Below are 25253 nucleotides of genomic sequence, written 5' to 3' on the forward strand. Positions count from 1 at the left end.
GCGGTCTGCTTCTCGCCAGGCCGGGCCTCCCGCAAGGCGCTCTTCACTGCTTGATGCCCAGCTGCTCGAACGCCTGCACGATCCGCTGGTGGGCGGTCGCGACCGCGGCCGGTACAGCCGTGCCCTTCTGGACGATCTCGCCCATCATGTCGGTGAGGATGTACGCGGACAGCGCCGCGTTCCGCCCGGAGCTGGCCGGCTGGGGGAAGTTGTAGCCGGTCGTCGTCGTGAAGGGCAGGTCGGCGGTGACGAGCGAGTGCGCGACCGGGAAGTACGGGTCACCGGTGCGGTAGAACGTGTCGGTGTCCCAGATCCCCTCGTAGGCGGGGTAGACGAGCGCGCCGGACTCCTTGGCGAGCCCGAGGAACGCGTCGCCGGCCACCAGGTACTTGGCCAGCACCTTGGCGAGGCCCGGGTTCTTGCTCCCCTTGAAGACCACGAACGCCATCGTGTCGATGTTGATCGCGTTCATCGGCTTGTCGGTGCCGGGTCCGGTGAAGCCCTCGAAGGCCCACGTCTGGCCGTAGACCGGGTTGCCGGTCGACTTCGACTGGGCGTAGATGCTCGCGCTGTTGAGCGTGGCGCCGACGATGCCGGCGAGCCAGGCCTCGTTGTTGCCCGTGTCGGTCCAGCTCATGACCCCGGGCGGGAGCATGTTCTTGTACTTGGGGTCGCGGTAGATGTCGGCCAGGAACTGGACCGCGGCCACCGTCTCGGGTGAGTTGAACAAGACCTTGCGGCCGTCGTCGGCGGTGAACGAGCCGCCCCAGTGGTTGATGACCGACTCGATGAGGACGTTGCCGTCGTTGCTGCGGTTGACCGAGACGCCCCAGCCGTAGCGCTTCTGCGCCGGGTCGGAGATCTCCAGCATCGCGTCGCGCAGGTCCTCGAAGGACTTGAGCTGCTCGCGGGGGATGCCCTTGGCCTCGAGCCAGTCCTTGCGCAGCCACCAGCCGCCGCCACCGATCGTGTAGTAGGGGATGCCCCACCACTTCCCGTCGATCTTCAGGCTTGCCTCGGCCGCCGCGCCGACCGCGCCGTACTTCTGCTGGAGCTGCTCGACCTCGGCGGTGACGTCCTCGATGTCGCCGAGCTCGTGCAGCTGGGCGACGAAGCGGGAGGCGGCCACGAAGGCCATGTCCTGGACGTCGCCGGCCTTCACCGCGGCGTCCTGCTTGGCGATGAAGTTGCCCTCGTCGGTGTTGACGGTGACGTTGTTGACGGTCGTGCCGGTCTGGCTGGCGAACTGCCGCACGGCCCGGTCGATCGCGCCGTTCGCGGTCTCCAGGTACTGCTTCTGCGACAGCGTGTTCGACGTGGAGCCCTTGAACTGCGCCGCCTCGTCGATCAGCTCCTGCGGCACGCCGGCCGCCGTGCCGGGCGTCGGGTTGGTCCGCGCCCGACCCTCCTCGGTCTGGCACGCCGCCATACCGGGCACCGTTGCCGCCGCGCCCACGACGAGCGCTCCACGAAGGAACTGGCGGCGATCCAAAGCTGGACGCTTCATCCTTCACCTTCCATATGAGTTCGGTCCTGGGTAGTTCTGCTGTGGAGCGCCCGGCTGATACCAGCCGGCCGCGTCCCGTGACGAACGGGATCCGCGGAGCCGCCGGCCCGGAGGGCTGGAGGTGCTGACACCGGCGGCGCGCAGGCGTCACCGCGGGCGGTGGCCCGTTGGACTCGCCGTGGGTCTTCGTCTACCTGTCAGGCGCCCGGCGCACTCATGGACGCCGGTTGGAGGGGGTGGGGTCGGGGTTGGTCCGGCGGTTCCGCGTGCTGGGAGTACCGGATGGGTAGCGATCTTCGGCGCGGGCAACTTCGACTGTCAACACATCAGATGAGCCCGTTACGCGCTCGTTACAAACGATCGCCTTCCTGCAGGAAATTGGCTGTGCAAAAGGGGACTCCCCAAGATCGTCGGCCGTAATGTACAGTCCGACTCACTCATCTCGTCTGATAAGTTGTCGCTATCGATGCCCCCTGGTCCCGGTCGAAGAGGAGCCTGCCCTGAACGCCCACGAACGAGTTGTCTCCGAGCTCGAGCGGCTGGTCTTCGGAGGAGCCGTGCCCGGGTCGCCGCTGCCGTCGGAGTCCGAGCTCGCCGACGAGCTCAGCGTCAGCCGGCTCACCGTGCGCGAGGCATTCAAGTCACTGCAGGCGCGGGGGCTGATCCATGTGCGCCAAGGCCGGCGGCCCGTCATCGCGCCGCTGAGCGCCATCGCGATCGAAGACTTCTTCACCGCCAGCGTGCGTCTCGACCCGCGCAACTACCTGGATCTCCTCGATGTCCGGCGGGCGCTCGAGGTGCACATCGCCGGGCTCGCGGCGATGCGGGCCAGCCGAGCGGCCACCGCCGGCATGGAGGACGCCCTGGCGGCCATGCGCGCGTCGATCGACGATTCCGAGGCGTTCAACGCCGCTGACGTCCGCTTCCACGAGGCGCTCGCCTCGGCCAGCGGAAACCGGATCCTGACGTTCCTGATCGAGGCGATGCAGCAGCCGTTGCGCAACAGCCGCCTGCAGAGCCGGCGCGGGCACGTCGAGCGGGGCCGGCCACTGACCGAGGTCATCGACGAGCACGCGGCGATCCTCCAGTGCGTCACCGACGCCGACCCGGCCGGCGCGGCCGCGGCCATGCGCGACCACCTGGCGCAGACCGAGCGCTCGCTCTACGCCGCGCTGGACCTGCCGTTCCTCCCGCCCACCGGCGAGCCGGGCGGCCCGGCGTGAAGCGGGCGACCCTCCAGCTCGACCCTCGGCGCCAGGTGGCGCCGGTGCGGCCGCGCCTGTTCGGCTCGTTCGTCGAGCACCTCGGCCGGTGTGTCTACACCGGAATCTACGAGCCCGGCCATCCCACCGCCGACGGCGACGGCTTCCGCACCGACGTGCTCGCGCTCGTCCGCGAGCTGGGCGCCACCACGGTCCGCTACCCGGGCGGCAACTTCGTCTCCTCGTACCGCTGGGAGGACGGCATCGGCCCGGTCGAGCAGCGGCCGGCCCGGCTCGACCTGGCCTGGCACAGCCTGGAGACCAACGCGGTCGGCGTCGACGAGTTCATGCGCTGGGCCGGCAAGGCCGGCATCGAGCCGATCATGGCGGTCAACCTGGGCACGCGTGGCGTCGAGGCGGCGCTCGACCTGCTGGAGTACACCAACCACCGGGGCGGCAGCCACTACGCCGAGCTGCGCCGCGCCAACGGCGTCGACAAGCCGTACGGCATCCGCATGTGGTGCCTCGGCAACGAGATGGACGGCCCGTGGCAGGTCGGCCGCCGCTCCGCGAGCGAGTACGGGCGCCTGGCCGGACAGACCGCGAGCGCGATGCGGCGCTTCGACCCGGGCCTGGAGCTGGTCGCCTGCGGCTCGTCCCACTCCGGCATGCCGACCTTCGGCGACTGGGAGCGCGACGTGCTCATGGAGGCGTACGACCAGGTCGACTACATCTCGCTGCACGCCTACTACCACCAGGCCGGCGACGATCTGGCCAGCTTCCTGGCGAGCGCCGAGGACATGGACCGGTACATCGACTCGGTGGTCGCCATCGCCGACGCGGTCGGGGCGGTCAAGCGTTCCCGCAAGAAGATCATGATCTCGTTCGACGAGTGGAACGTGTGGTACCAGCGCGCGGCGGCGTCCGTGCCGCCGTCCGGTGAGGACTGGCCGGTTGCCCCCCGCCTGCTCGAAGACCGCTACAACCTCGCCGACGCGGTCGTGGTCGGCGGCCTGTTGATCAGCCTCCTGCGGCACAGCGACCGGGTCACCGCGGCCTGCCAGGCCCAGCTCGTCAACGTGATCGCGCCGATCATGACCGAACCGGGCGGACCGGCGTGGCGCCAGACGATCTTCCATCCGTTCGCCCAGACCGCCCGGCACGCCAAGGGGGTCGTGCTCGACGCCCGCCCGGCCGGCTCGACCGTCGACACCGCGAGGTTCGGCGAGGTCGGCGCGGTCGACGCGGTCGCCACCTGGGACGAGCAGGCGCGCGGCGGCACCGTCTTCCTGGTCAACCGCGACACCTCCGAGGAGGCCGAGGTGACGGTGGAGGTGACGGGCGAGACGGTCGAGGTCGTCGAGTGCGCCACCGTGAGCGGCCCCGACCCGTACGTGGACAACACGCTCGACGCGCCCGACCGGGTCCGGCCACTGCCGAACGACCGGGTGACCCGCTCCGACACCGGCCTCACGGTGACGCTGCCGCCGGTCTCGTGGACGATCCTGCGGTGGGCGGCGGCATGAGCCTCGACCAGTCCGCCGGCACCGCACCGGCCGCCATGGACGCGACCGAGGTCGACCGGGTCTGCCGGGCCGCGGCCGACGCGGCGCCAGACCTGGACGCGATGGGGCGCACCGCCCGCGCCGCCCTGCTCACCGCACTCGGCCAGGCCCTCGAAGCCGACCGCACGGCCATCGTCGCCCTGGCCGACCGCGAGACCAGCCTCGGCGCCACGCGTCTCGGCAACGAGCTGACCCGGACCCGCCTCCAGCTGGAACTCTTCGCCGAGGTGCTGACCGAGGGCTCGTACCTCGAGGCCACCATCGACCACCGCGCGGACACGCCGATCGGCCCCCGCCCGGACCTGCGGCGCATGCTCGTGCCGATCGGACCGGTGGCGGTCTTCGGGGCCAGCAACTTCCCGCTGGCGTTCAGCGTGCCCGGCGGCGACACGGCCAGCGCGCTGGCGGCCGGCTGCCCGGTGGTCGTCAAGGCCCATCCGGCGCATCCCGCCACGTCGGCCCGCTGCTTCCAGGCCATGCACGAAGCCGTGCGGGAGCGTGGCGCGCCACCGGCCGCCCTCGCCCTCGTGCACGGGCGCGAGGCGGGCCAGGCCGTCGTCCAGCATCCCGCGATCACGGCGGTCGGCTTCACCGGGTCCACCGCGGGCGGCCGCGCACTCTTCGACCTGGCGTGCGCCCGTCCCGTGCCGATCCCGTTCTACGGCGAGCTGGGCAGCGTCAACCCCCTGATCGTGACGGCCTCGGCCGCGACCGAGCGCGGGGCGGAGATCGCCGCGGGGCTGACCGCCTCCATGACCCTCGGCACGGGCCAGTTCTGCACCAAGCCGGGCCTGCTCTTCGTCCCCGACACCGGCGACGGCGATCTGCTCGTCGACGAGCTGCGCCGGGCGATCACCGCCGCGGCGGCCGGCCCGATGCTGACCGCGGACATCCACGCCGCGTACCAGCGTGGGCTGGACGCCTGGCGGCACTCCGACGGCGTCAGCGCCGTCGCGGAGGGCGGCGTCGACGGGCCGGGCGGTGCGCTCCTCGCCAGGCCGGCGCTCTTCTCCGTGGACGCCGGCGCGCTCACGCCCGACGTGTTGGAGGAGCGGTTCGGGCCGGCCGCGCTCGTGGTCCGCTACCGGGACAGCGACGAGCTGGCCGCCGGCCTCGCCCGCCTCGGTGGGCAGCTGACCGTGTCCGTCCACTGTGCGGAGACCGACCAGGCTCTGCTCACCCACCTGCACACGATGCTCCGGACCATCGCCGGACGCATCGTCTTCAACGGCTACCCGACCGGCGTCGCCGTCACCTGGGCCCAGCACCACGGCGGCCCCTATCCGGCGACCACCTCGGCGCCGCACACCTCGGTAGGTGCCACGAGCATCCGCCGCTGGCTACGGCCAGTGGTCTACCAGGATGCCCCGGCGGCGCTGCTGCCGGTGGAGCTGGCCGAGGGTAAGGCGTCGATCCCCCGACGAGTCGACGGCGACCTCGTCGTGCCCATCCGATAAGACCTCTCCTGCAGCCTTAGGAGGAGCAGTGAAAATTGTCGATGTCAAGGCGACCGTTGTCGGTACGCCCTGGCGTGAGCTCACCTTCATCGAACTCGTCGCGGACAACGGGCTGCGCGGCCTCGGCGAGGCCCGGATGCTGAACAAGACCGACACGCTGCTCGCCTGCGTCAACGAGCTGTCCCGCCGGTACGTCATCGGCAGCGACCCGTTCGACGTCGAACGGCTCGCGTGGCGGTTCGCCTGGGAGGAGTATGGCCGCGCCGGCGAGGTGACGCAGACCGCGCTCGCCACGATCGACCTCGCCTGCCACGACCTGGTGGCCCAACAGCTCGGCGTACCGATCTACCAGCTGCTCGGCGGGGAGTTCCGGAGCCGGGTCCCCGCCTACGCCAACGGCTGGTACCAGGGGGAGCGGGAGCCCGACTCGATCGCCGCCAAGGCCGCTCAGGTCATCGCGCGCGGCTACCGGGCGCTGAAGATCGACCCGTTCGGCGCGGCGACCGCCGAGCTGCCCGCCGTCCAGCTCCGCCTCGCCTGCGACATCCTCGCCGCGGTCCGGGACACGGTCGGACCCGACGTCGACCTGATGGTGGAGATGCACGGGCGCTTCACCGCCGCCAGCGCGGCCCGCGTCGCCAAGGCGATCGAGCCGTACGCCCCGGCGTGGATCGAGGAGCCCGTGCCACCTTCCGACATGGTGGGGCTGCGCCAGTTGCGGGCGGCGACGAGCGTCCCGATCGCCACCGGCGAGCGGGTCCACACCGTCGCGGAGTTCCGTGAGCTGCTGGAGCACGGCCTGGTCGACATCGTCCAGGCCGACCTGACCCACATCGGTGGATTCACCGGCCTGCGCAAGCTCGCCGGCTGGGCCGCCGCCTACAACGTGCTCATCGCGCCGCACAACGTCTGCGGGCCGGTCGGCACCATGGCCAACCTCCACCTCGCCGCCGCGACACCGAACTACAAGGTGCTCGAGCACTTCAACGACTTCGCCGACCCGTGGGTCGCCGGCCTGGTGTCGGCCGCGCCGACCGTCGACGCGGCCGACGGGCACTTCGCCATCCCCACCGCGCCCGGGCTGGGCATCCGGCTCGACCACGAGGCGTGCGCCCGGTACCCGCGGACGAACGCCCACTTCAACCTCGTGCGTGACGGCTGGGAGCGCCGCAACCCCGCCGTGTCGGCGCAGGTCTGAGGTGGGGGCGCCGGCCCGGTCCCGGTAAATCGGTGGCGGTTTGACGTCGTTCGTCGTTCGATACCAATGGTGGACACCGCAAGGCGCCGCGAGCGTTGGATGGCTCAGCTCGACGGCTATGTGAGTGGCCCGACAGCCGGGCCCACGGCGACGGAGCGGGCGCTGACGAAGGTCGGCGACGCCTCGGCCATCGTGCTCGTGGAGGGTCTCAGCGACCAGATCGCGCTGGAGACCCTGGCCCGCCGCCGCGGGCGCGACCTCGCGGCGGAGCACGTCGTGGTCCTACCGGTCGGCGGCGCGCACGCGGTCCGGCGCTACCTGGCACGGTTCGGCCCGGAGGGCGCGGGCCTGCGGCTGGCCGGCCTGTGTGACGTCGGCGAAGAGGACATCTTCCGGCGTGGCCTCGCCGACGCCGGTCTCGGCTCGCCGCTGACGCGTGCCGAGATGGAGCGCCTGGGCTTCCACGTCTGCGTCGCCGACCTGGAGGAGGAGCTGATCCGGGCCGTCGGCGCGGCGCGCATCGAGGCGCTCTTCGAGGAGCACGGCGACATCGGCTCGTTCCGTTCACTGCAGAGCCAGGTCGCGTGGCGCGACCGGGCGGTCGACGCGCAGATGCGGCGCTTCTTCGGCAGCGCCGCCCGGCGCAAGTTTCGCTACGCGCGCCTTCTGGTCGAGGCGGTCGACCTCGACCAGGTGCCGCGCCCGCTCGACGCCGTCCTCGCCGGCGTGTGACGCCCGCGGCGAGCGCACGGGCTGGCGCGCGCCGTCGTGGTCGAGTGCCGTCCATGTACCGTAGCCGCGGGCTCTGACCGGGAGCGACGACGACCGGAAGGATTCGGGCGGTGACGGCTGGTGGAAAGGCGGGGTTCTCCGCTGCCCTCCGCGCGTTGCGTGAGCGCGCCGGTCTGACCCAGCAGGATCTGGCGGACCGGGCCGGGTTGAGCGTCGGCGGGCTGCGCGACCTGGAGCAGGGACGGGTCGCCGCGCCACGTCCGGCCACGCTGCGCCGGCTCGCCGCCAGCCTCGGCGTCTCCGACGAGGAGGCCGCCGGGCTCGTCCGCCTCGGCCAGCGCGCCAATCCGCCCGTGCACGACCTGCGGATCCAGGTGCTCGGACCGCTCGCCGTCGTCGCTGGCGCGGAGAGCGTCGACCTGGGCTCCACCAAGCAGCGCACGTTGCTGGCGGTGCTGGCGCTGACGCCGAACGTACCGGTGCACCTGGACACGCTCGTCGAGGTGGTGTGGGGCGGGCGGCCCCCGGAGAACGCCGCCGCCCTCATGCACAACCGCGTGTCCCGGCTGCGCCAGCGGCTGCGGCCGCGACGGCGCGCCGGCCGGCGGGAGCAGTTGCTGGTCGCCACGATGGGCGGCTACCAGTTGGCCGTCGGCGACGAGCAGCTCGACCTGCTGGAGTTTCGCCGCTGCGCCGAGCGGGCCCGCCGCGCCCACCGGGAGGGGGACGTGGCCTCCGCCTACGAGTGGTACCAGCGGGCGGCCGGCCTGTGGCGGGGCGCGCCGCTGGCCGACCTGGCCAGCCTGCGGATCCTGCCCGAGGTGGCCGCACTGGAGCGGGAACGGCAGTCGGCCGTGGTGGAGTACGCCGACGCTGCCGCCACGCTCGGCCACCACGATCGGGCGCTGCCCTCGTTGCGGCAGGTCACGGAGGCCGATCCGCTGGACGAGGCGGCCCACGCGCGGTTGATCCTCGCGCTGGCCGGCAGCGGGCAGCAGGCCGCGGCGCTGCGCGTGTACGAGGCGCTGCGCCGGCGGCTGGTCGACGAACTCGGCGCGGATCCGGGACCGGAGCTGGCCGGCGCGTACCAGCGCGTGCTGCGCCAGGAGGTGCCCCGGTCCGCCGGGACCGGCCCGGCCGTGAGCGCCCACCGCCAGTTGCCGCCCGACATCGCCGACTTCACCGGCCGCGAGGCCGAGCTGGGCACGCTGCGGTCGGCTCTGCCACCGAGCGGCGGCGCGGGCACGACGCTGGTGATCTCGGCGATCGAGGGGATGGCCGGGGTCGGCAAGACGCGGCTCGCCGTCCACCTGGCCCACCAGCTGGTGAGATCCGGCCGGTACGCCGACCTCCAGCTCTACGTCGACCTGCGCGGGCACGCCGACGAACCGCCCGCCGAGCCGGCCACCGTGCTCGCCTCCTTCCTCTACCTGCTCGGTGTGCCCGGCGCCCAGATCCCCGACGGGCTGGACGCGCGGGCCGCGCTGTACCGGGACCGGCTGCACGGCCGGCACGCCCTGGTCGTCCTGGACAACGCCGCCGGCGGCGACCAGGTGCTGCCGCTGCTGCCGGCCAGCCCGACCAGCCTCGTCCTGGTCACCAGCCGCCGCGTGCTCGCCCTCGACGGGGCCCGGACGCTCGACCTCGGCGTCTTCACACCACAGGAGGCGCACACGCTGCTCGGCCGGGTCGCGGGGGAGCAGCGGGTCGCCGCCGATCCGGTCGCCGCCCGCCGCGTCGCCGAACTCTGCGGGCGGCTGCCGCTGGCGGTGGTGCTGGCCGCCCACCGGCTGCGGTCCCGGCCCGCGTGGACGTTCGCCGACCTCGCCGCGCGGCTGGAGGCGGCGGGCGATCGGCTGGGGGAGCTGGCGGTCGGCAGCCGGCACATCCGCGCCGTCTTCGACCTCTCCTACCGGGCGCTCGACCCGCCCGGGCAGCGGCTGTTCCGGCTGCTCGGCCTGCACCCCGGCGAAGACTTCACGGCCGGCTCCGCCGCGGCACTGGCGGGCGTGTCGCCGGCGGCGGCCCGGCACGCCCTCGAACAACTGGTGGACGAGCACCTGGTCACACCGGTCACCGCCGACCGCTACCGGCTGCACGACCTGCTCCGCGAGTACGCCTGCGCGCGGGCCGCCGAGGACGAGGACGCCGGCGACGCCGTGCATCGGGTCCTCACCTGGTACCTGCACGCCGCCGACGCGGCCGTGCGCCGGCTGTCCCCGCACAACGTGGAGGTCGTCCTGGACGAGCCGCCCCGGCTGTCCGACCTGCCGGTGTTCGAGACGGAGGAGCACGCGTTCCAGTGGCTCACCGCGGAGCGGAGCACCTTGATCGCCGCGGTCACGGGCGCCGCCACGCACGGCCGGCACGACATCGCCTGGCGGTTGCCGGCGGTGCTGCGGCTGTACTTCGAGCGCCACAGCAACTGGCACGACTGGCTCGGCACCAGCCAGATCGCCCTCCGGGCGGCCCGGCGGGCGGCGGACCGGTCAGGTGAGGCGCTGATCCTCAACGGTCTCGGCCTCGTCTACGCGGAGATCGAGCAGACCGACAAGGCCATCGAGTGCCTCACCGGGGCACGCGAGATCCGCCGTGCCATCGGCGACCGGCACGGCGAGGGGCGCACGCTCAACAACATCGGCATCACGTACGGCCGGCTGGGCCGGTTTCCCGACGCCGTCGCCTACCTGACCGCGGCCCTGGAGATCCGCCGGTCAACCGCCTCGGAGTACGACCAGAGCATGACGCTGGGCAACCTCGGCCGGGCGTACGCCGGCGCCGGGCAGCACGAGGAGGCGATCGAGTGCCTGCGCGAGGCGCTCGACGTGCGGCGGCGGCTGGCCGATCCGGTCGGTGTCGCCTGGGCGCTGTACAACCTCGGCGAGGGGCTGCTCCGCGCGGGGCGGCACCAGCAGGCGCTCGCCCCGCTGGCCGAGGCGCGCGACATCTTCCGTGCCAAGCACTGTCCCCGGCTCGAGGCCGGCACGCTGGTGGTCCTCGGTGACAGCCTCCTCCTCGCCGGTGAGCCGGAGCGGGCCCGCGAGTGCTGGCAGCAGGCGCTGGACGGGTTCGACGCGCTCGACCATCCGGAGGCCGAGGCGCTGCGCGGCCGGCTGGCGCGGGATGCCGGCGTACCCGTAGCCAACCCGTAGCCGGCCCGCAGGTGGGCCAGCACCACCGGCGCTGAGCAGTGCCGCCGTCGCCGGGGTACGGGCTGGCTCGATGCCAGGTTCCGGTGAGCGCGGTCCGCCACCGTAGCGGGCGTGACTTTGAGAGAGCGATCCACACGCGGTTTCGGCGCGGTGTCCGCCGGCGCGGTGCTCGCCGTTCTGGCTGTGCCCGTGCTGCCGGCGCCCGCGTACGCCGCGCCCGTCCCCAAGCCGAACCCGCGCCAGTGGTACCTCACGGATTGGCAGATGGAGCGCGCGGTCTGGCCGGTGTCGCAGGGCGAGGGCGTGAAGGTGGCCATTGTGGACACCGGTGTGGACGACGGCCACAACCTGCCCGAGATGCGCGACGGCGTGGTCCTGCCCGGCGTGGACATCTCCGAGCATCAGGAGGGCAGCGACGGGCGGTACGACTTCAACGGCCACGGCACGCAGATGGGCCTGCTCGTGGCCGCCCGGGGGACCGGGGGTGGCGCGGTCGGCGTCGCGCCGAGGTCGACGATCCTGCCGGTCAAGATCTCCACCGGTGTGGATACCCGCAACGGCATCCGGTGGGCCGCCGACAACGGCGCCAAGGTGATCAACCTTTCCATCGCCCACATCCGGATCGGCGAAAGGTGCTCGCCCGAGATGCAGGACGCGCTCAACTACGCGATCGAGCGCGATGTCGTGATCGTGGCGGGCTCGGGCAACGACGGCAACGGCGACAACAACACCGAGGAGCCCTCCTCCTGTCCGGGCGTGGTGGCCGTCGGCGCGGTCGACCGGTCCGGCCGGCCGTGGGAGAAGACCCAGCGCAAGCCGTACGTCGCCGTCGCCGCGCCGGGCGCGAGCCTGCCGATGCGGAACTACTACGGCGAGTGGGTGGAGAGCAACGGCACCAGTAACTCCGCGGCGCTCGTCGCCGGCCTGGTGGCGCTGGTCCGGGCCAGGTTTCCGGACGCATCGGCGCGCGAGGTGGTCCAGCGCGTGATCGCGACGGCGCGCGACACGGGCCCCTCGGGCCCGGACGAGACCACCGGCTACGGCGTCATCGACCCCGCGCGGGCGCTCACCGAGGAGGTACCGGCGGACGCGCCGAACCCGGTCTTCGCCGCGTACGACGCATTGCGGGAGGAGCGGGAGAGCGCGGAACGGCGCGACGCGCTCCTGGGGCGCCTGCCCTGGATCGGCGGCGGGCTCTGCCTGGCGCTCTGCGTCGGGGCGGTCGCGCTGCTGATCGTCTGGAGCGTGCGCCGGGACCGGCGTGCGCGCCTCGCCGCGGGCGGGTGGGGCCGGCCGTGAACCAGTACCCGCCCACCGCCCAGTACCCGCCGCCTCCCGCCCCGGCGCGGTCCCGGCCGCACCGGTCGTACACGAAGACGATCGTGATCGTGACGGTCGCCGTGCTCGCCGGTTGCCTGGGCCTCGGCGGCGTCTCCGCCGCGCTCTACAAGTACTTCGACTCCCTGACCGAGCCGAAGCCCCTGGCGTCCGCCGTCTCGGACGGCCCGATCTACCGCAGGCTCCCCAGCGCCTGCGCGCTGCCGGCGCCGGTGGTCCAGGACCTGGTTCCGGACCCGGAGGAGGCCAACGGGTTCGACCGGGCGGAGAGGGCGGAGCGGAACGAGGGCGCGCGCAGCCACTGCCACTGGGAGGTCTCCGTCGCCGAGGGGAAGCGCCGCGCGCAGACCAGGGCGCTGAAGGTCACCGCCACCGCCTACCTGGACGGCCAGGTGACCGCGGCGGAGCAGGCCAAGAGCCTCCTCGACGTCCACCTGGAACCGGCGCGGAAGAACACCGGCGAGACCGGCGGCGGCTCGACCTTCGGGCCGGTGGAGCCGCTGGAGGGGGTCGGGCAGGAGGCGTACGCGCAGGACTCGGTCACCCGCTCCGGCCACACCTACGGCGGCACCACCATCTGGGCGCGGCTGGACAACCTCGTCCTCGAAATCTCGTACTCCGGCTCGGACGACACGCGCGTGCGGGAGCGTGCGATGCCCGCCGAGCAGGCCCGCCGGGGCGCGGAGACGGCCGCCCGCGCGTTCGCCGAGCTGCTCGGGTCGTGCGCGGAATGCCGGAGCTGAAGGGAGGCACCTGTGGGTGAGGAGAACCCGTACCAGTCCGCGACGAACTTCAACACAAGGACCGACTGGCTGAGTGACCAGAAGCCGGTCGACCTCAACCTGGACGGCATGGGGGACTTCGCGCAGAACATGCAGACCATCCACGACAACCTGCGCGACGAGCTGGGCTACGTGCACGATCTGCACTCCGTCCCGATGAAGGCATGGGAAGGGATCGTGCTCGGCGAGGCGAGCTTCGTGCGCACCAGGATGGGCGACAACGCGAAGGAACTCTCCCACTACCTCCAGCGCTTGAGCAGCGCGCTGCTCAACATCGGCATGGCGGCCCAGACCATCGCCGACACGTACGGGGCGGCGGACGGATTCTCCGCCATCGAGCTCAACACCGTGCGGTACGCGTTCGCCGAGCCCGGCGCGGCCCGGCCGTCCGGGCTGTCACCGTTGGTCACCGGCGAGACCTACGAGGAGAAGATGGCCGCCATCCGCCCCACCGCCGGCGCACCCCCGGTGACCAGGCGCGAACCGCGGGGCGGCGAGACTCCGCGCCGCACGGTGACCACGGAGACGCACGCGGACGGCTCGCAGACGGTCACCACGAGGAACGCGGAAGGGGAGGTCACCGAGCAGGTCCGGACCGCTCCGCAGACCGCCGGTGGACCGGGCGTAAACGACTCGCCCCGCCAGCGCGCGCTCGACAGCGTCGAGGGCATGTACTGAGGCTTCGAGCCAGGCGGGAGAGGTAAATGGGGGAGTACTGGGGCGCGAAGGTGACGGCCCTTCCGGCCGGTGCCGTGCCGCACGCGCGCACCCGATACGCCGACGTCCAGCAGAACTTCGACTACACGAAGCCGGCGGGCTCGACCGGGGCCGACGACATCGAAATGATCAACCGCAAGATCATGAACCAGCATCCGGAGGACATCTCGCTGTTGGCGGACCGCTGGCAGAACGCACACGACCTGCTGGTGAGCATCCGCGCGCAGCTGTTGCTCCAGGGCGGACTGCTCGAGCGGGAGTGGCGCGAGTCGCGGGCCCGCGACATCTTCCTGGAGCGGGGGCCGGGCGAGACGCTGGCGTACCTGGACGACTGGATCGAGGCCACGCTCAGCAACAAGGAGGCGCTGCGCGCGCTGGTCACCATCGCCGAAGACTCGCGGACCCGGATGCAGGAGATCTGGGCCGACTACCAGCGCGACATCGCGGCGGCCCGCGACCTCAGCACCTGGGACGAGATCAAGGAGGACCTGCAGATCTGGCAGGGCTGGAAGGCCAGCCTCAGCCGCTCCACCGGCATGGTCGGCGTCTCCCGCGACACCGGCGAGGCGAAGGAGCAGGCGGCCCGGGAGGCGGTCAACGCCGTCCACGAGCGGTACAACCGCATAGCCCAGGCGCATGCCAGCGGCGTGGCCAGCAGGTACGCCGAGACCTTCACCAAGATCGGCGAGGGTCACGGGGCGTTGTTCGAGCCGATGAACGTGGTCTTCAACCCGCCGCATCCACCGTTTCCGGCGCTTCCGGGAGCGCCGCCGGGAGCGCCTTCGGTGGCACCGCCCGGGGCTCCGGCCGGGGTGCCGACGGCGCCGCCGGTACCTCCCGCCGCCCGGCTCTTCCACCCCGTCGTGCCGCCGGTCGAGATGATCGCGCGGCCGGACGTGTCCGTCGCCGTCCCGTCCCCGGCCGCCGTGCCGACCCCACCGGCGGTGCCGGCCGCCCCGGTCCCGCCTGGCATGGCGGTGCCGCCCGTGCCTGCCCCGCCGGGCGTGCCCGTGCCGACGGTGGCTGGCCCGGTCACCGGCGTGCCCGTCACACGGCCTTCGGTGGGTCCTGGCGCGCTCCCGCCCGGGGCCCCGCCGCAGCCGTCCGCGCTCCCTCCGGGCGCGCCCCGCCCCGGCGTCCACAATGGAGTCCTCAAGGCCGGGAACGCGCCGGCCGCGCCGCCGTCACTCCCGCCGAACATGCCGCAACCTGGGCGTACGATCGGCCGCGCCCCCACCGCGCCGGACACCGAGGAGCCGGCGCGGCCGGTGACCGGGCGGCCGACCGACTCGGAGAGCGCCTTCTCCGGGCCGCCCCCGCCGGCCTCTCCCGTCCTGGGCAACCCCCGGCAGCCGCCGGCCCGCCCTGGGCACCGGGAGCGACCGCCGCTCACCGGCCCTCGCCGGACCGATCCACCGGCACCGGGCGCACCGGCGGGCGCCGTACCGCCGGTGCTCAACGCCCCGTCCCCGCCCCAGGCCACGCCGCCACGGCAGTCTCCCGCCCGGCGCGGGACCCCCGGCGCACCGGTCCCGCCCGGCTCGGAGTGGGTCGGTGCCGGCACCGCCCGCGACCGGGCCAGCGGTCCGGTGCTGGGCCGCCCCCACACGCCGACCGGCCAGCCGGCGTCCCGCCTGGAGGAGGTCCCCGAGCGGCTCCGCGGCCACGCGGCCCGGCAGCCCACGAGCGGGCCCGCCGTACCGCCGGAACTGACCCCGCGGCGAACGGTGCCCGAGGAGCCAGCGCCCGCCGAGATCCGCCCCGACGAGGAGGCGTTCCACCTGGAGACGCCGGGCGGCGGCGTCATCGGCAAGCAACCGGAACGCGCCGTGCACCGCCCCGAGCCACCGGCCTCGCTCGGCCGCGCGTAGCGGCCCGGCGCCAGGCGATCTATTCCGAGGGACGGATTTGGGCTGCCGCGATGCTCGTCGTGGTCCAGGCGGCTTCGCCCTGCTTCGGGCGTCCGCTGCCCAGACGCGGGGCCGTTTCCATCCGGAAGCAGGTCAATCCCGACCCCGACGTGTTCCCGGCTCGGGGCCGCTGTGCGTCCGTGGCGATTTTTCCCGAGCGCCTCTCGCCGGCACCGAGAGCCGGATCGAGGGGTCAGGCGGCCGGCGGGCGGCCCGAGCCTTCGGCGAGCACCGGGAGGCGCTGCCAACTCGCCAGGTCGGTCGGGTCTTCCGGGGCGCCGTCGCAGATGACGTACCGCTGGGGGGTCATCGCGGTGAGCCGGCCAGGCAGGGCGGCCAGGCAACGCGCGTGCGCCTCCTCGGGGCTGGCCGGTGCGGCGTCCCGCCCAGCACTGGCGGCCAGGTACGCCACCAGCCCGGTGCCCACGGACGGCTCGGCGTCCGCTCCGGCCGCTGGCACCGCGAACGCGTGGGCCGCACCGGCGCCGAACGCGTCGTCGAGCAGGCGCCGCACCTCGGCCAGCTCGATCCAGCAGGAGTCGACGAGCAACCAGCCCGGCCCGCGGGCGATCGGCTCCAGGCCGGTGGCGGGGCCGACGGCCGCCTCGTCCAGGTCGGCGCCGGCCGCGGCCAGCAGCAGCCGCTCGATCGCGCGCAGCAGCGACTCCACCTCGTCCCGGTCGACAAGGCCGGTGTCGGAGCTCCAGCCACTCAGCCGGAGGAGGCCGTCGACCTGCCACAGGTCGAACCGGATCGGCATCGACGTGGGCGGCGCCGGCCGCCACACCACCTCAGTGCGGGACGCCGCGTCGGCCAGCGAGTCGACCGGATCGGGCGGTGGGCCGGCCGCGGCCGTGTCGACGACCAGGTTGTTGAACAGCGGCTCGAACCGCAGGTACAGGCCCCGTTCGGTGGCCACGCGCCGGTGCAACCGCGTCGCCACGCTGGCGTCCCAGGCCCCGTTGCGGCTGGCGCTGAGCATCGCCGCGAACGCCCGCCGCACCAGCTCGTCGAAGCTCGCGCCATCGGTGTCGAGGCGGACGAGCACCGACTGCGCCAGCGTGCCGACGTACTGCTCCAGCCTCGGCTCGAACCGGTTTCCAGAAAGGATCGGAAACCGGCACTCGCGGTATCCGGTGCGCCGGGCGAGCACCGCGCACATCGCGGCGAACACGATCGTCGGGCGGCTCGTGCGGGTGCGGCTGGCGATGTGCCGCAGCGCGGTGGCGGCGGCCGGCGACGAGAGCTGCCCGATCCCGCCGCCGGCCGGTGGTCCGGTGCGCGGCCGCACGTACAGGCTCTGGGGGACCAGGCGCAGGTGCCGCTCCCAGTGGCGGATGGCCGCCTCGTGGCGCCGCCGGGCGCGCGGGTCCGACTCGGCCTCGGCCTGGGCGAGCGGCTGGTGGACGTCGGCCGCCAGGCCCCGCGGATCGCGCAGCAGCGCGGTGAACTCGCGGCCCAGCACGGTCATGGCCTGGAAGTCGACGGCGTGGTGGGAGAAGACCATGACGGCGGACTCCGCCCGCTCGCCCCGGACGGCCATCGCGACCCGCAGGGGCAGCGGCGCGTCCGGCGCGATGCCGCTGGCGAGCCGGGCGAGCAGCTCGTGCGCGAGGCGGGTCGGGTCGGGCGGGCCGGTATGGTGCTCGTCCACCGACCAGACCTCGATGGACAGCTCGCCGGAGCCGGCCACGCGCTGGACCGGCGGGTCGCCGCCGAGGTAGCGCGTGCGTAGCCCCTCGTGCCGCGTGAGCAGCGCGCCCATGGCGGTGGCCACCTGCTGGACGGTGGTGCCCTCCGGCAGGTCGAGCGTCCACTTGAGAGTGGAGTAGCAGTGGTCGGGGGACTGGTCCAGCCACACCTTGATGTTGACCTGGCCGAGTGTGTACGGCCCCTCCGCGTCGCGCCCGCCGCCGAACCGGACCGGCACCGCCGGGCGTGGCGTCAGGCTCACCTCGCCGGCTTCATCGACGTGGATCACCGCAGTCGCACCGCCTTCGACCGATCCCGCCGGCAACGCGCACAGTGTACGTGCTCTGGATCACCGCGAAAATGGGCGTGCGCCGCGACCGGGGGAGCGGTCACGGCGCACGCCGCGGTGTTCGTTCGGTCGTTACTGGACGATGCCGCCGGCGCGCAGCCTGATCTGCAGCTCCGACTTGACCACCGTGACGCCCGGCACCGTGGTCGCGGCCATCTCGGTGGTGACCACGCCCTTACCGATGCCGACCCCGCTGACCTGGACCACGTACGACACCGAGGCGCCCGGAGCGGGCGGGCTGCTGGTGATACGCAGGTCTTCGGTCGGGAGCGTGCCAGCCGGAAGCTGCTGACCGCCGCTGCCGTTGGCGTTCTCGGCGCCGACGATCAGGTCCTGTCCGGCGGGCGCGGCGGGCAGGGCGGCCGGGTCGTAGGCGAAGACGATGTCCTCCTCGCCGTTGACCCCGATCCAGATCTGGAAGTGCCGGTTGGAGTTGGTGCCCCACACGTCCACCTGCCACTCCACGACCAGCCAGTCGCTCACCCCGTCGGTGAGGATGGTGGCCCGGATACCCTCGTCGTTGGAGCCGTCCAGGTCGGTCCAGAACGGTGCCAGGACGTTGTTTGGCCGGGCCGGGTCGGGGATCTGGGTCAGCTCGCAGCAGTTGTTGTCCTCGGACGTGCCGCCGCCGACGATCGCGTACCCGTTGGAGTCGATGCCGATCCTCGTGTACACCACGCCGCCATAGTTGAACGGCGGCACGTTGTAGTTGAGGATCTCCTCGTCACCGATGGGGGTCGGCGCGACGCCGAAGGCGGCCAGCGGTATGTACCCGGCGGTGGTGCCCGGGGACAGCGACGGCACGCTCGGCTCGGCGCCGGCGAGCGCCACGTCGTTCTTCACCACACGCCGCGGGCCGGCCACGGTCGCGCCCTCGACCCCGGAGACCTTGAGGTGCTCGTTGACGGTGGTCTCGAAGTCGACCACGGCGTCGCCGAACGAGTCGTTGGTCGCCGTGATGGTGCACTCCGCCGTGCCCTTGAAGACGAGCCGGTCCGCCGGCGTGCACTCGCTGGTCAGCGTGACGTCGCCCTGCTGCGGCACGAAGGCCACGGGCAGGCGCAGCGTCGGCAGGTTGTTCTGGACCGGGTCGAGGATCACCTGACCGAACTGCTGGCCACCGGTGGTGGTCGAGGTAATGGTGATCTTCAGGTCCCTCGACTTGCCGGCGCCCAGCGTGAAGACGCTCGGCGTGACAGTGATCTTGCTGCCGGCCGGCGACTTGACGTGTACGCGGTAGGTCTGGCTGCCGCTGGTCACGTTCTTCGCGGTGCGGACCGTGGTGAGCCGGCCGGGCATGGTCGGCGCGTTCACCGAAGGCAGGTTGAGGTGCACCGCGCTGACCGGGTCGTTGCCGATGGCCAGCATCCGCTCGGCCGTCTCGTCGAAGGTCAGGCCCGGCTTCTGGGCCTTCTTCAGGTCGACCCGGCCGCTGCCGTAGTCGAACGGGTCGGCCGGCGTGGTCAGGTCTTCCTTGACCACGTCCTGGCTCGCCGTGGTCATCAGCGCCGACTTGATCTGCCCCGGGCTCCAGCCGGGGTGCAGCGACTTGAGCAGCACCGCCGCTCCGGCGATGTGCGGCGCGGACATCGACGTGCCCGCGATCGCCTGGAAGTACTCACCGGGCGGGCCGTTTTCGACCGCGTCGGGCGTCGGCGAGTTGCCGGCCAGGATCTGCACACCGGGCGCCGTGATGTCCGGCTTGATGCCGAAGCCGCCGGGCCCGCGCGACGAGAACGCGGCCATGACGTCGGCCTGCCCGTTTTCCTTCTGGCCGGCGGTGAACGTGCCCGTCACGGCCGTGTGCGAGGCCATGAACGCCTCGAACTCGGTGCCGTCGGCCAGGTGCACCGTCGGCAGCCAGTGGTTGTCGGTCTCGATGTCGGCCAGCGTGGGGTTGTAGAGCACCATGCCGATCGCGCCGCCCTGGAGGACGTTGTAGCCCTTCTCGACGCGGGCGTTCACGCCTCGCTCGCAGGCGACGATCTTGCCGGTGAAGGCGCCGGCCGGAGCCGGCTCCGTGCACAGCGCGGGATAGTCCGACACCGACTCGGCCAGCACGACCGGGGTCTCCGCGGTGACACCGGCGGTGATCGAGGCGCCCTTCAGGGTCAGCGTGTCGCCGCCGCTCTTGAGGGTCAGCGTGGAGTTGAACTCGCGGGTCTGGGTCGACGCCGCGACGGTCGTGACCCACGGTGACACGTGGTCGGTGGTCGCCGTGCCGGGGCCCGAGTTGCCGGCGGAGGCCGCGACGAAGACGCCCGCCGCGTACGCGTCGAGGAACGCCAGCTCGGCCGGGTCGGTAAAGGGGCTGCCACCACCGGAGATCGAGTAGTTGATCACGTCGACCCCGTCGAGCACGGCCTGCCCGATCGCGGCGGCCAGGTCGGAGTCGTATCCGCCCTGCTCGCCGAGGCCCTTGTAGACCGAGAGCCAGGCGCCCGGCGCGACGCCCTGGACCGGGCCGCGCTCCACGCCGAAGACCGGCGCCGAGTCGAGCACGTTGCCGGCCGCCGTGGACGCGGTGTGCGTGCCGTGGCCGCCGCTGTCACGCGCGGACTCGTAGTCTTCGCCCCCGTTGAGGGCCAGGTACGTGTCGAGGAACGGCGCGCCGCCGATGAGCTTGTTGTTGCACACGAACACGTCGTTCTGCGGTGTCAGGGGGTTGTCGCCGAAGTCGCACGTGCGCGGCGTGCCGTCGGCCTTGGCCGGCGGGGGGTTGAGGTTGCCGTTGTCGGCGAACGACGGATGCTCCGGCCAGGCGCCGGTGTCGATGACCCCGATGATGATGCCGGCGCCGGCGTTCTTCTTGCCGCCCAGCGCGCCGTACGTGCTGGTGGCCCCGATGAACGCGGCGCTCGAGTCGGTCAGCGGCTGGCGCAGTTGGTCCTTCTGCACGGCCACCACGCCGTCGACCTTCAGCAGGTCGCCGACCTTGTTGGCCGGTACGGTGGCCGACACGCCGCCGTAGACGGTGCGCAGCCGCTGCCGCACGTCGGCGCCGGGCACCGCCTTGGTGAGGTCGGCGACGATCTTCTCCTCGCGCTGCACGACGTGCCGCTGGTACGCCTGCACCTCCGCGCCGCGCCCGAGCTTGCGGCCGGTCTCCGCGGGGCTCGTGGCGGACAGCCCCGCGACGCCACCGCTGTATGTGGCCACCGGGTCGTAGTCCAGCTTGACGAGGACCGGGATCCGGGTGGACTCGGTACGGTTCAGCAGTGTCGGGTCGGTCTCCGCCAACCGGCTGGTCGGCGCCTTCGCGGCGGCGACCCGGTCGCTCGGCGTGAGCCTCTGCCCGAGGCTAAAACCACCACTGGGCGCGGCGACGCTGGGATTGGCCCAGGTCACCACCGCCAGCGGGAGTGTGAGAGCGGCCGCGAATCCGGCCCGCAGCCACTTCTTTTGGCGCATCCGATCCCCTCCCAAGGAAAGGTGTTGCGCGCCTTCCTCACGCCCGCGGCGTTGACCGCGGCTGGCGCGAAGTCGGCGCATGGGGGTGCGGGCATCGTTTCACGCAACTGCGGGAATGGACAGACCACGCGCCGCGTCTGCCGATACTTGACTCACTTGGGCCACGCGGAGGCCCACAGGAGTCACTACGGTTCCGGCAAAACGGGCGTGGTTTCACTTGGTGTCCCAACTGCTGTCTCGCGATTCGAAGGCGACTCGGTTTGGGGGGTTCGCGCCGGTTCACGTTTGGCGCCGCCGACGCCGCGCCGGGCGCCACGAGGTATCCCGCCGAGCCGGGAATGACTGTCTGGAGTGGAGCCCATGACGGCGCGGCCGGGATGGCCCGGCGGTCGTCATCGGTGCCGAGCCGGGGGACCGCCAGTTGGCGTTCCAGCGTGTCCCGCACTGGAGCGCGCCGGCCTGGGGCGATCCGTGGCGTCCACAGCAGTTGCATGTGGACATTCGCGTCGACGACGTGGACGCCGCGGAGCGGGCGGTGCTGGCCCTCGGGGCGAAACGGCTGCCGGGGGAGTTGGAGGGTCGCTACCGTGTCTTCGCGGACCCGGTGGGTCATCCGTTCTGCCTGGTGTTCGGGGGGCACGGCCCGTAGCCAGACGGTGCGGCCGGTCCCTCCGGCGCCCACCGGGACGCTGGTTGGGACCGGCCGCTGTCGTCAGCCGGTCAGAGCTTCCCCGCCCCCGCACCGGACGTGACGGATGCCTTCACCGTGCCGACGTTCTCGGCGGTGTACCCGTACGGCAGCGCGGCCACCGTGCCGTTGGTCTCGCACGGGCCGGAGTTGGTGAGCGAGTTGTCGCGGGCCACCAAGCGACCCGGATCCGACTCCGCGTACCCGCTTGCCGACCAGCACGCCTGCTGCACGTTCTCGAAGACGTTCGCCTCGACGAGCACACCGGCGTCCATTGTGGAGGCGATGGCGTACGAGGCGGTGTTGTTGTTTATGTTCGAGTAGTAGTTGTTGAGCACGTGCACCGTCTCGCCGAAGCGCACGCGCGGGTTGCGCTCGAAGGTCCGGTCGAACCAGTTGTGGTGGTACGTGACCCGCAGGTGGCCGGAGTCCTCGCTCTCGTTGCCGTCCGAGTGGCCGACGAGCGAGTTCTTCCAGTGGTTGCGGAAGACGTTCCACGAAACGGTGATGTAGTCGCCGGCGTGGGTGATGTCCAGCATGCCGTCGTAGTGGTCGGGGTCGTTCTCGATCGTGCTGGAGAGCGTGTTGTGGTCGATCCAGATGTGCGTGGCGTTCTCGATCTGGATGGCGTCGCCGCCGACCACGCCGCGGATGTTGAGGTTCTGGATGATCACGTTCGCCGGCCGCATGTCCTCGATGTTGAGAGTGGTGCCGGAGAGGCCGGAGCTCGCGCCGACGCCGCGGATCGTCTTGTTGGCCGTGATCTCGACGGTGCCCGAGCCGCTGAGCATGCCGTTGACCAGGATGGTACGCGCGCCCGCGCTCTGCGCCTGGGTCCGGAAGTCGGCCCAGCTGCTCACCGTCACGGTCGGACCGTCCGCGCCGCCGGTGGTGCCGCCGGCCTGCGTGGCCCAGCCGATGATCCCGGTCGGTGGCGGCGGGTTGGAGGTCGGCGGGTTGGACGTGGGCGGCGTCGAGGGCAATGCCGACGCGGTCGGTGACACCGGGGGAGAGGTGGGCGGCGCCGTGGTCGGGCTCGGGCCGGCCGCGTCGGTCACCACGACGTCGTCGAAGGTGCCGGCGGTGTAGTTGGCGACGAGCCCGGCGCGGCCGGAGGCGTACGAGCTGTCCGAGGCCGACACCACCGGCGTGCCGTTGACCGAGCCGACCAGGGAGCTGCCGGTCGCGCTGAGCGTGAGCGTGTACCAGGTGCCGGTCGCCGTGGTGAACGGCGCCGAAGCGAGCGTGTTGGTCGCGCCCTTGCGGATCTGCGCGGAGGTCGGCGTGAGTACGAGCGCGTAGAAGCTCGACGTGCTCTGTACGCGGGCCGCGATGCCGATGCCACGCGAGGACGAGCCGCTGAACGTGGTGGCCCGCGCCCGGCCGGAGACCGTGACCGTGGTCCACGAGGTGGCGCCGGCGAGCGCCTTGGCGCTGGCGCCGGTGCTCGACTGCGCGTAGGCGCCGGACGAGACCGACCAGCTGCCGCCCGAGGTGCTCCATCCGCTGGCGTTGCCGTCGTCGAAGTCGTCCGAGAAGAGCGTGGCCGCGCTCGCCGCGCTGCCGATGGTGAAGACGAGTGCCGTGGCCGCGGCGGTCACGCCGGCGACCAGGGCGATCCGGGCGCCGGTTCCTCGCCGGCGGGTGGGGACGGGGTGCGCTTCCTGCACGGTGGGCCTCCCTACGTAGGAACGCGCTTTCCTGTCAACGTAGGAAGGAAGACTTATAGCAGTCAATGGCTGCTATATGCAGCTTTGTTGCATCAAACGGGCGCAACACCAGAAGCCGACCCGTCGGTCGGTGCGGTTACCAACGCGATTGTGGGGATTTGGGGTGCCGCCGGTCTCCCGTCATTCGCAGGATTGGCACCGATCGTAAGGCAGGCGATCGGCGAGCGCGCGCTGCCTCCCGGCGGCGTCGCGGCGCGCAGCGGCCGCACCGAGCGGCGCACACGGCGCGGCGCCCGCACCGCGGAGCTGACCTCCGTGGTGCGGGCGCCTTTGGTCGGTCAGAGGCGCGGTGCCCGTCCGGTGAAGGTGCCGGCGTCCGCCAGGTACTGCTCGGAGATCTTGCCGGCTGCGAGGTCCCGCTTGACCGCGTCGATCGCCGCCTGGCGCTCGCGGGCGACCCGCTCCGGGTCCCGGCGGATCGAGCCGCCGGTGGCCACGATCGCCTCCTGGAGGCGCGGCACGTCGACCTTCCGCGGCTCCACGCCGTCGAGGGCGGCCACCGCCGCCGCGACGCCGGCCGCCTGGCCGATGCCCATGACCCCGCCCTGGGTACGGAACGAGCCGTGCGCCTCGTGCGTCGCCGAGATGGTGCGGCCGGCGATGACCAGGCCGTCCAGGCGCTTGGGGACCAGCGACCGGTACGGGATGTCGTACGAGTCTTCCAGGTCGGTCCACTTGCCGGCGTCGGGGTCTTCGCCGTACCCCTCCCTGCCCTTGAGGTTGTGGATGTCGATGGGGAAGTAGCCCCGCGACACCGCGTCGTCCTGCTTGACACCGTGCAGGACGTCTTCGCCGGTGAGGACGTACTCGCCGAGGATGTGCCGCGACTCGCGGATGCCGATCTGCGTGCCGGTGGCGATCAGCCGCGCGTCACGCATGCCCGGCATGTGCTTGGTCAGGAACTTGCTCAGCGACATGACCTGCCTGCGGCCGTCGATCTCGCCCCGGGTCAGGCTGGCGGCGTCGGTACCGTCGATGTCCTTGATCCTGGTGGAGTTGAAGTGCAGCACGCCGGGGTGGGTCGTGGTCAGGAAGAGCACCGAGTCGCGCCCCAGGTAGAGATCGCCGGAGTCCAGTCCTTCCCGCACCAGCTTCTTGAAGCCCTGCCCGACGAAGTGCCGCTGCGGCAGGCTCTCCGCGTACGGGCGGACGGCGACCAGCTCGGAGGCCCACTCGAAGTCCTCGGGGTGCTCGTCCATGTACTTCTTGACCGCCGCGGTGTCCACGCCGGCCATGTCGAACATCATCGTGCTGGGCTGGGCGGCCCGGTCGTCGCCGCCGCGCCCCATGACGAACTCGGCGCCGGCCAGCGCCGCCACGTCGCCGTCGCCGGTGGCGTCCACCACGACCTTCGCGTGGTACGTCCGCGTGCCGCTCTTGTTGGTCACCTGGACCCCGGTGACCTTGTCGCCGTCCCGCTCGACGCCGCTGGCGAAGGAGTGGAACAGCGGGGTGACGCCGGCCTCCAGCGCCAGGGTCAGCGCGGCCCACTTGTAGGCCTCGCGGTCGTAGAAGCACAGGTACGCGCCGCTGCCGTGCGGGTTGGTGGTGCGCAGGTGCCCGGTGCTGCCGCCGAGCTCCATCATGCGGTCCACGAACTCCTGCGGGATGCCGGTGATGACCTGCTCGTCGCCGAAGTGGAAGGGGGAGATCGGACCGAGTGCCGCGCTGGTGGCCATGCCGCCCAGGAAGCCGTACTTCTCGATGACGAGCGTCCGGGCTCCCTGCCGGGCGGCGGCGATCGCGGCGATGAAGCCGGAGGGGCCGCCGCCCACCACGATGACGTCGTATCGGCTGTCGGTCGGTGCGGGGTAGGTCACGAG

General features: G+C 72.4%; 15 protein-coding genes and 1 pseudogene. 11 read left to right on the forward strand and 5 right to left on the reverse strand.

Annotated features, from left to right (window positions below):
• Positions 1-43 precede the first annotated feature (43 nt).
• Positions 44-1507, reverse strand: coding sequence for a substrate-binding domain-containing protein (locus ACFFIA_RS19785; RefSeq protein ID WP_377252976.1), 1464 nt, complete (start codon positions 1505-1507; stop codon positions 44-46).
• A 419-nt stretch (positions 1508-1926) separates the two neighbouring features.
• Between ACFFIA_RS19785 and ACFFIA_RS19790 the strand changes: the two genes are divergently transcribed.
• From ACFFIA_RS19790 to ACFFIA_RS19835, 10 genes are all read left to right on the forward strand, one after another.
• Positions 1927-2730: a FadR/GntR family transcriptional regulator gene (locus ACFFIA_RS19790; RefSeq protein WP_377252977.1), complete on the forward strand. Its 804-nt coding sequence runs from the start codon at positions 1927-1929 to the stop codon at positions 2728-2730.
• Positions 2727-4235: an arabinosylfuranosidase ArfA gene (arfA, locus tag ACFFIA_RS19795; protein WP_377252978.1), complete on the forward strand. Its 1509-nt coding sequence runs from the start codon at positions 2727-2729 to the stop codon at positions 4233-4235. Before ACFFIA_RS19790 ends, arfA begins: the two co-directional genes overlap by 4 nt.
• Positions 4205-5731 (forward strand): aldehyde dehydrogenase (NADP(+)), encoded by a 1527-nt coding sequence (locus ACFFIA_RS19800; RefSeq protein ID WP_377252979.1) that lies wholly within the window; start codon positions 4205-4207, stop codon positions 5729-5731. The genes arfA and ACFFIA_RS19800 overlap by 31 nt, the downstream gene beginning before the upstream one ends.
• A 28-nt stretch (positions 5732-5759) precedes the next feature.
• Positions 5760-6929, forward strand: coding sequence for a mandelate racemase/muconate lactonizing enzyme family protein (locus tag ACFFIA_RS19805; protein ID WP_377252980.1), 1170 nt, complete (start codon positions 5760-5762; stop codon positions 6927-6929).
• 99 nt (positions 6930-7028) lie between these two features.
• On the forward strand, positions 7029-7661 hold the full coding sequence (locus ACFFIA_RS19810) for a TOPRIM nucleotidyl transferase/hydrolase domain-containing protein (protein ID WP_377252981.1): 633 nt from the start codon (positions 7029-7031) through the stop codon (positions 7659-7661).
• Between the two features lie 110 nt (positions 7662-7771).
• Positions 7772-10813, forward strand: a complete 3042-nt coding sequence (locus ACFFIA_RS19815) for a BTAD domain-containing putative transcriptional regulator (protein ID WP_377252983.1) — start codon at positions 7772-7774, stop codon at positions 10811-10813.
• A gap of 111 nt (positions 10814-10924) precedes the next feature.
• Positions 10925-12112, forward strand: a complete 1188-nt coding sequence (locus tag ACFFIA_RS19820) for a S8 family serine peptidase (RefSeq protein ID WP_377252985.1) — start codon at positions 10925-10927, stop codon at positions 12110-12112.
• A complete protein-coding gene (locus tag ACFFIA_RS19825) occupies positions 12109-12894 on the forward strand; it encodes a hypothetical protein (protein WP_377252987.1) in 786 nt (261 codons plus the stop codon). The genes ACFFIA_RS19820 and ACFFIA_RS19825 overlap by 4 nt, the downstream gene beginning before the upstream one ends.
• Before the next feature lie 12 nt (positions 12895-12906).
• Positions 12907-13611, forward strand: coding sequence for a hypothetical protein (locus ACFFIA_RS19830; RefSeq protein ID WP_377252989.1), 705 nt, complete (start codon positions 12907-12909; stop codon positions 13609-13611).
• 26 nt (positions 13612-13637) lie between these two features.
• Positions 13638-15521, forward strand: a complete 1884-nt coding sequence (locus ACFFIA_RS19835; RefSeq protein ID WP_377252990.1) for a hypothetical protein — start codon at positions 13638-13640, stop codon at positions 15519-15521.
• 232 nt (positions 15522-15753) lie between these two features.
• On the opposite strand, the gene ACFFIA_RS19840 is transcribed toward ACFFIA_RS19835, so the two are convergent.
• Together ACFFIA_RS19840 and ACFFIA_RS19845 are read right to left on the reverse strand one after the other, a co-directional pair.
• Entirely contained in the window at positions 15754-17541 is a 1788-nt protein-coding gene (locus tag ACFFIA_RS19840) for a condensation domain-containing protein (RefSeq protein WP_377252991.1), read from the reverse strand.
• A gap of 132 nt (positions 17542-17673) precedes the next feature.
• The gene (locus ACFFIA_RS19845; RefSeq protein ID WP_377252992.1) at positions 17674-21012 is read right to left on the reverse strand and encodes a S8 family serine peptidase; all 3339 of its coding nucleotides are present in this window, start codon (positions 21010-21012) and stop codon (positions 17674-17676) included.
• Between the two features lie 391 nt (positions 21013-21403).
• Here ACFFIA_RS19845 and ACFFIA_RS19850 point away from each other — a divergent pair.
• Positions 21404-21661 (forward strand): annotated as a pseudogene (locus ACFFIA_RS19850) (VOC family protein); the annotation flags it as partial.
• Positions 21662-21732: 71 nt separating this feature from the next.
• Here ACFFIA_RS19850 and ACFFIA_RS19855 read toward each other — a convergent pair.
• A complete protein-coding gene (locus ACFFIA_RS19855) occupies positions 21733-23370 on the reverse strand; it encodes a pectate lyase family protein (protein ID WP_377252993.1) in 1638 nt (545 codons plus the stop codon).
• Positions 23371-23708: 338 nt separating this feature from the next.
• Positions 23709-25250 carry an FAD-dependent oxidoreductase gene (locus ACFFIA_RS19860; RefSeq protein ID WP_377252994.1) on the reverse strand — a complete coding sequence of 514 codons (1542 nt, stop codon included), beginning with the start codon at positions 25248-25250 and terminating at the stop codon, positions 23709-23711.
• Between the last annotated feature and the right edge of the window lie 3 nt (positions 25251-25253).

The sequence above is a fragment of the Phytohabitans kaempferiae genome, assembly GCF_042433955.1.
Classification (GTDB): domain Bacteria; phylum Actinomycetota; class Actinomycetes; order Mycobacteriales; family Micromonosporaceae; genus Phytohabitans; species Phytohabitans kaempferiae.

Bases quoted from the DNA above. Each gene is read 5' to 3' on its own strand.
- ACFFIA_RS19835 (WP_377252990.1), top strand. From the start codon at position 13,638: ATGGGGGAGTACTGGGGCGCGAAGGTGACGGCCCTTCCGGCCGGTGCC.
- ACFFIA_RS19810 (WP_377252981.1), top strand. From the start codon at position 7,029: ATGGCTCAGCTCGACGGCTATGTGAGTGGCCCGACAGCCGGGCCCACG.
- ACFFIA_RS19845 (WP_377252992.1), bottom strand. From the start codon at position 21,012: ATGCGCCAAAAGAAGTGGCTGCGGGCCGGATTCGCGGCCGCTCTCACA.
- ACFFIA_RS19785 (WP_377252976.1), bottom strand. From the start codon at position 1,507: ATGAAGCGTCCAGCTTTGGATCGCCGCCAGTTCCTTCGTGGAGCGCTC.
- ACFFIA_RS19790 (WP_377252977.1), top strand. From the start codon at position 1,927: ATGTACAGTCCGACTCACTCATCTCGTCTGATAAGTTGTCGCTATCGA.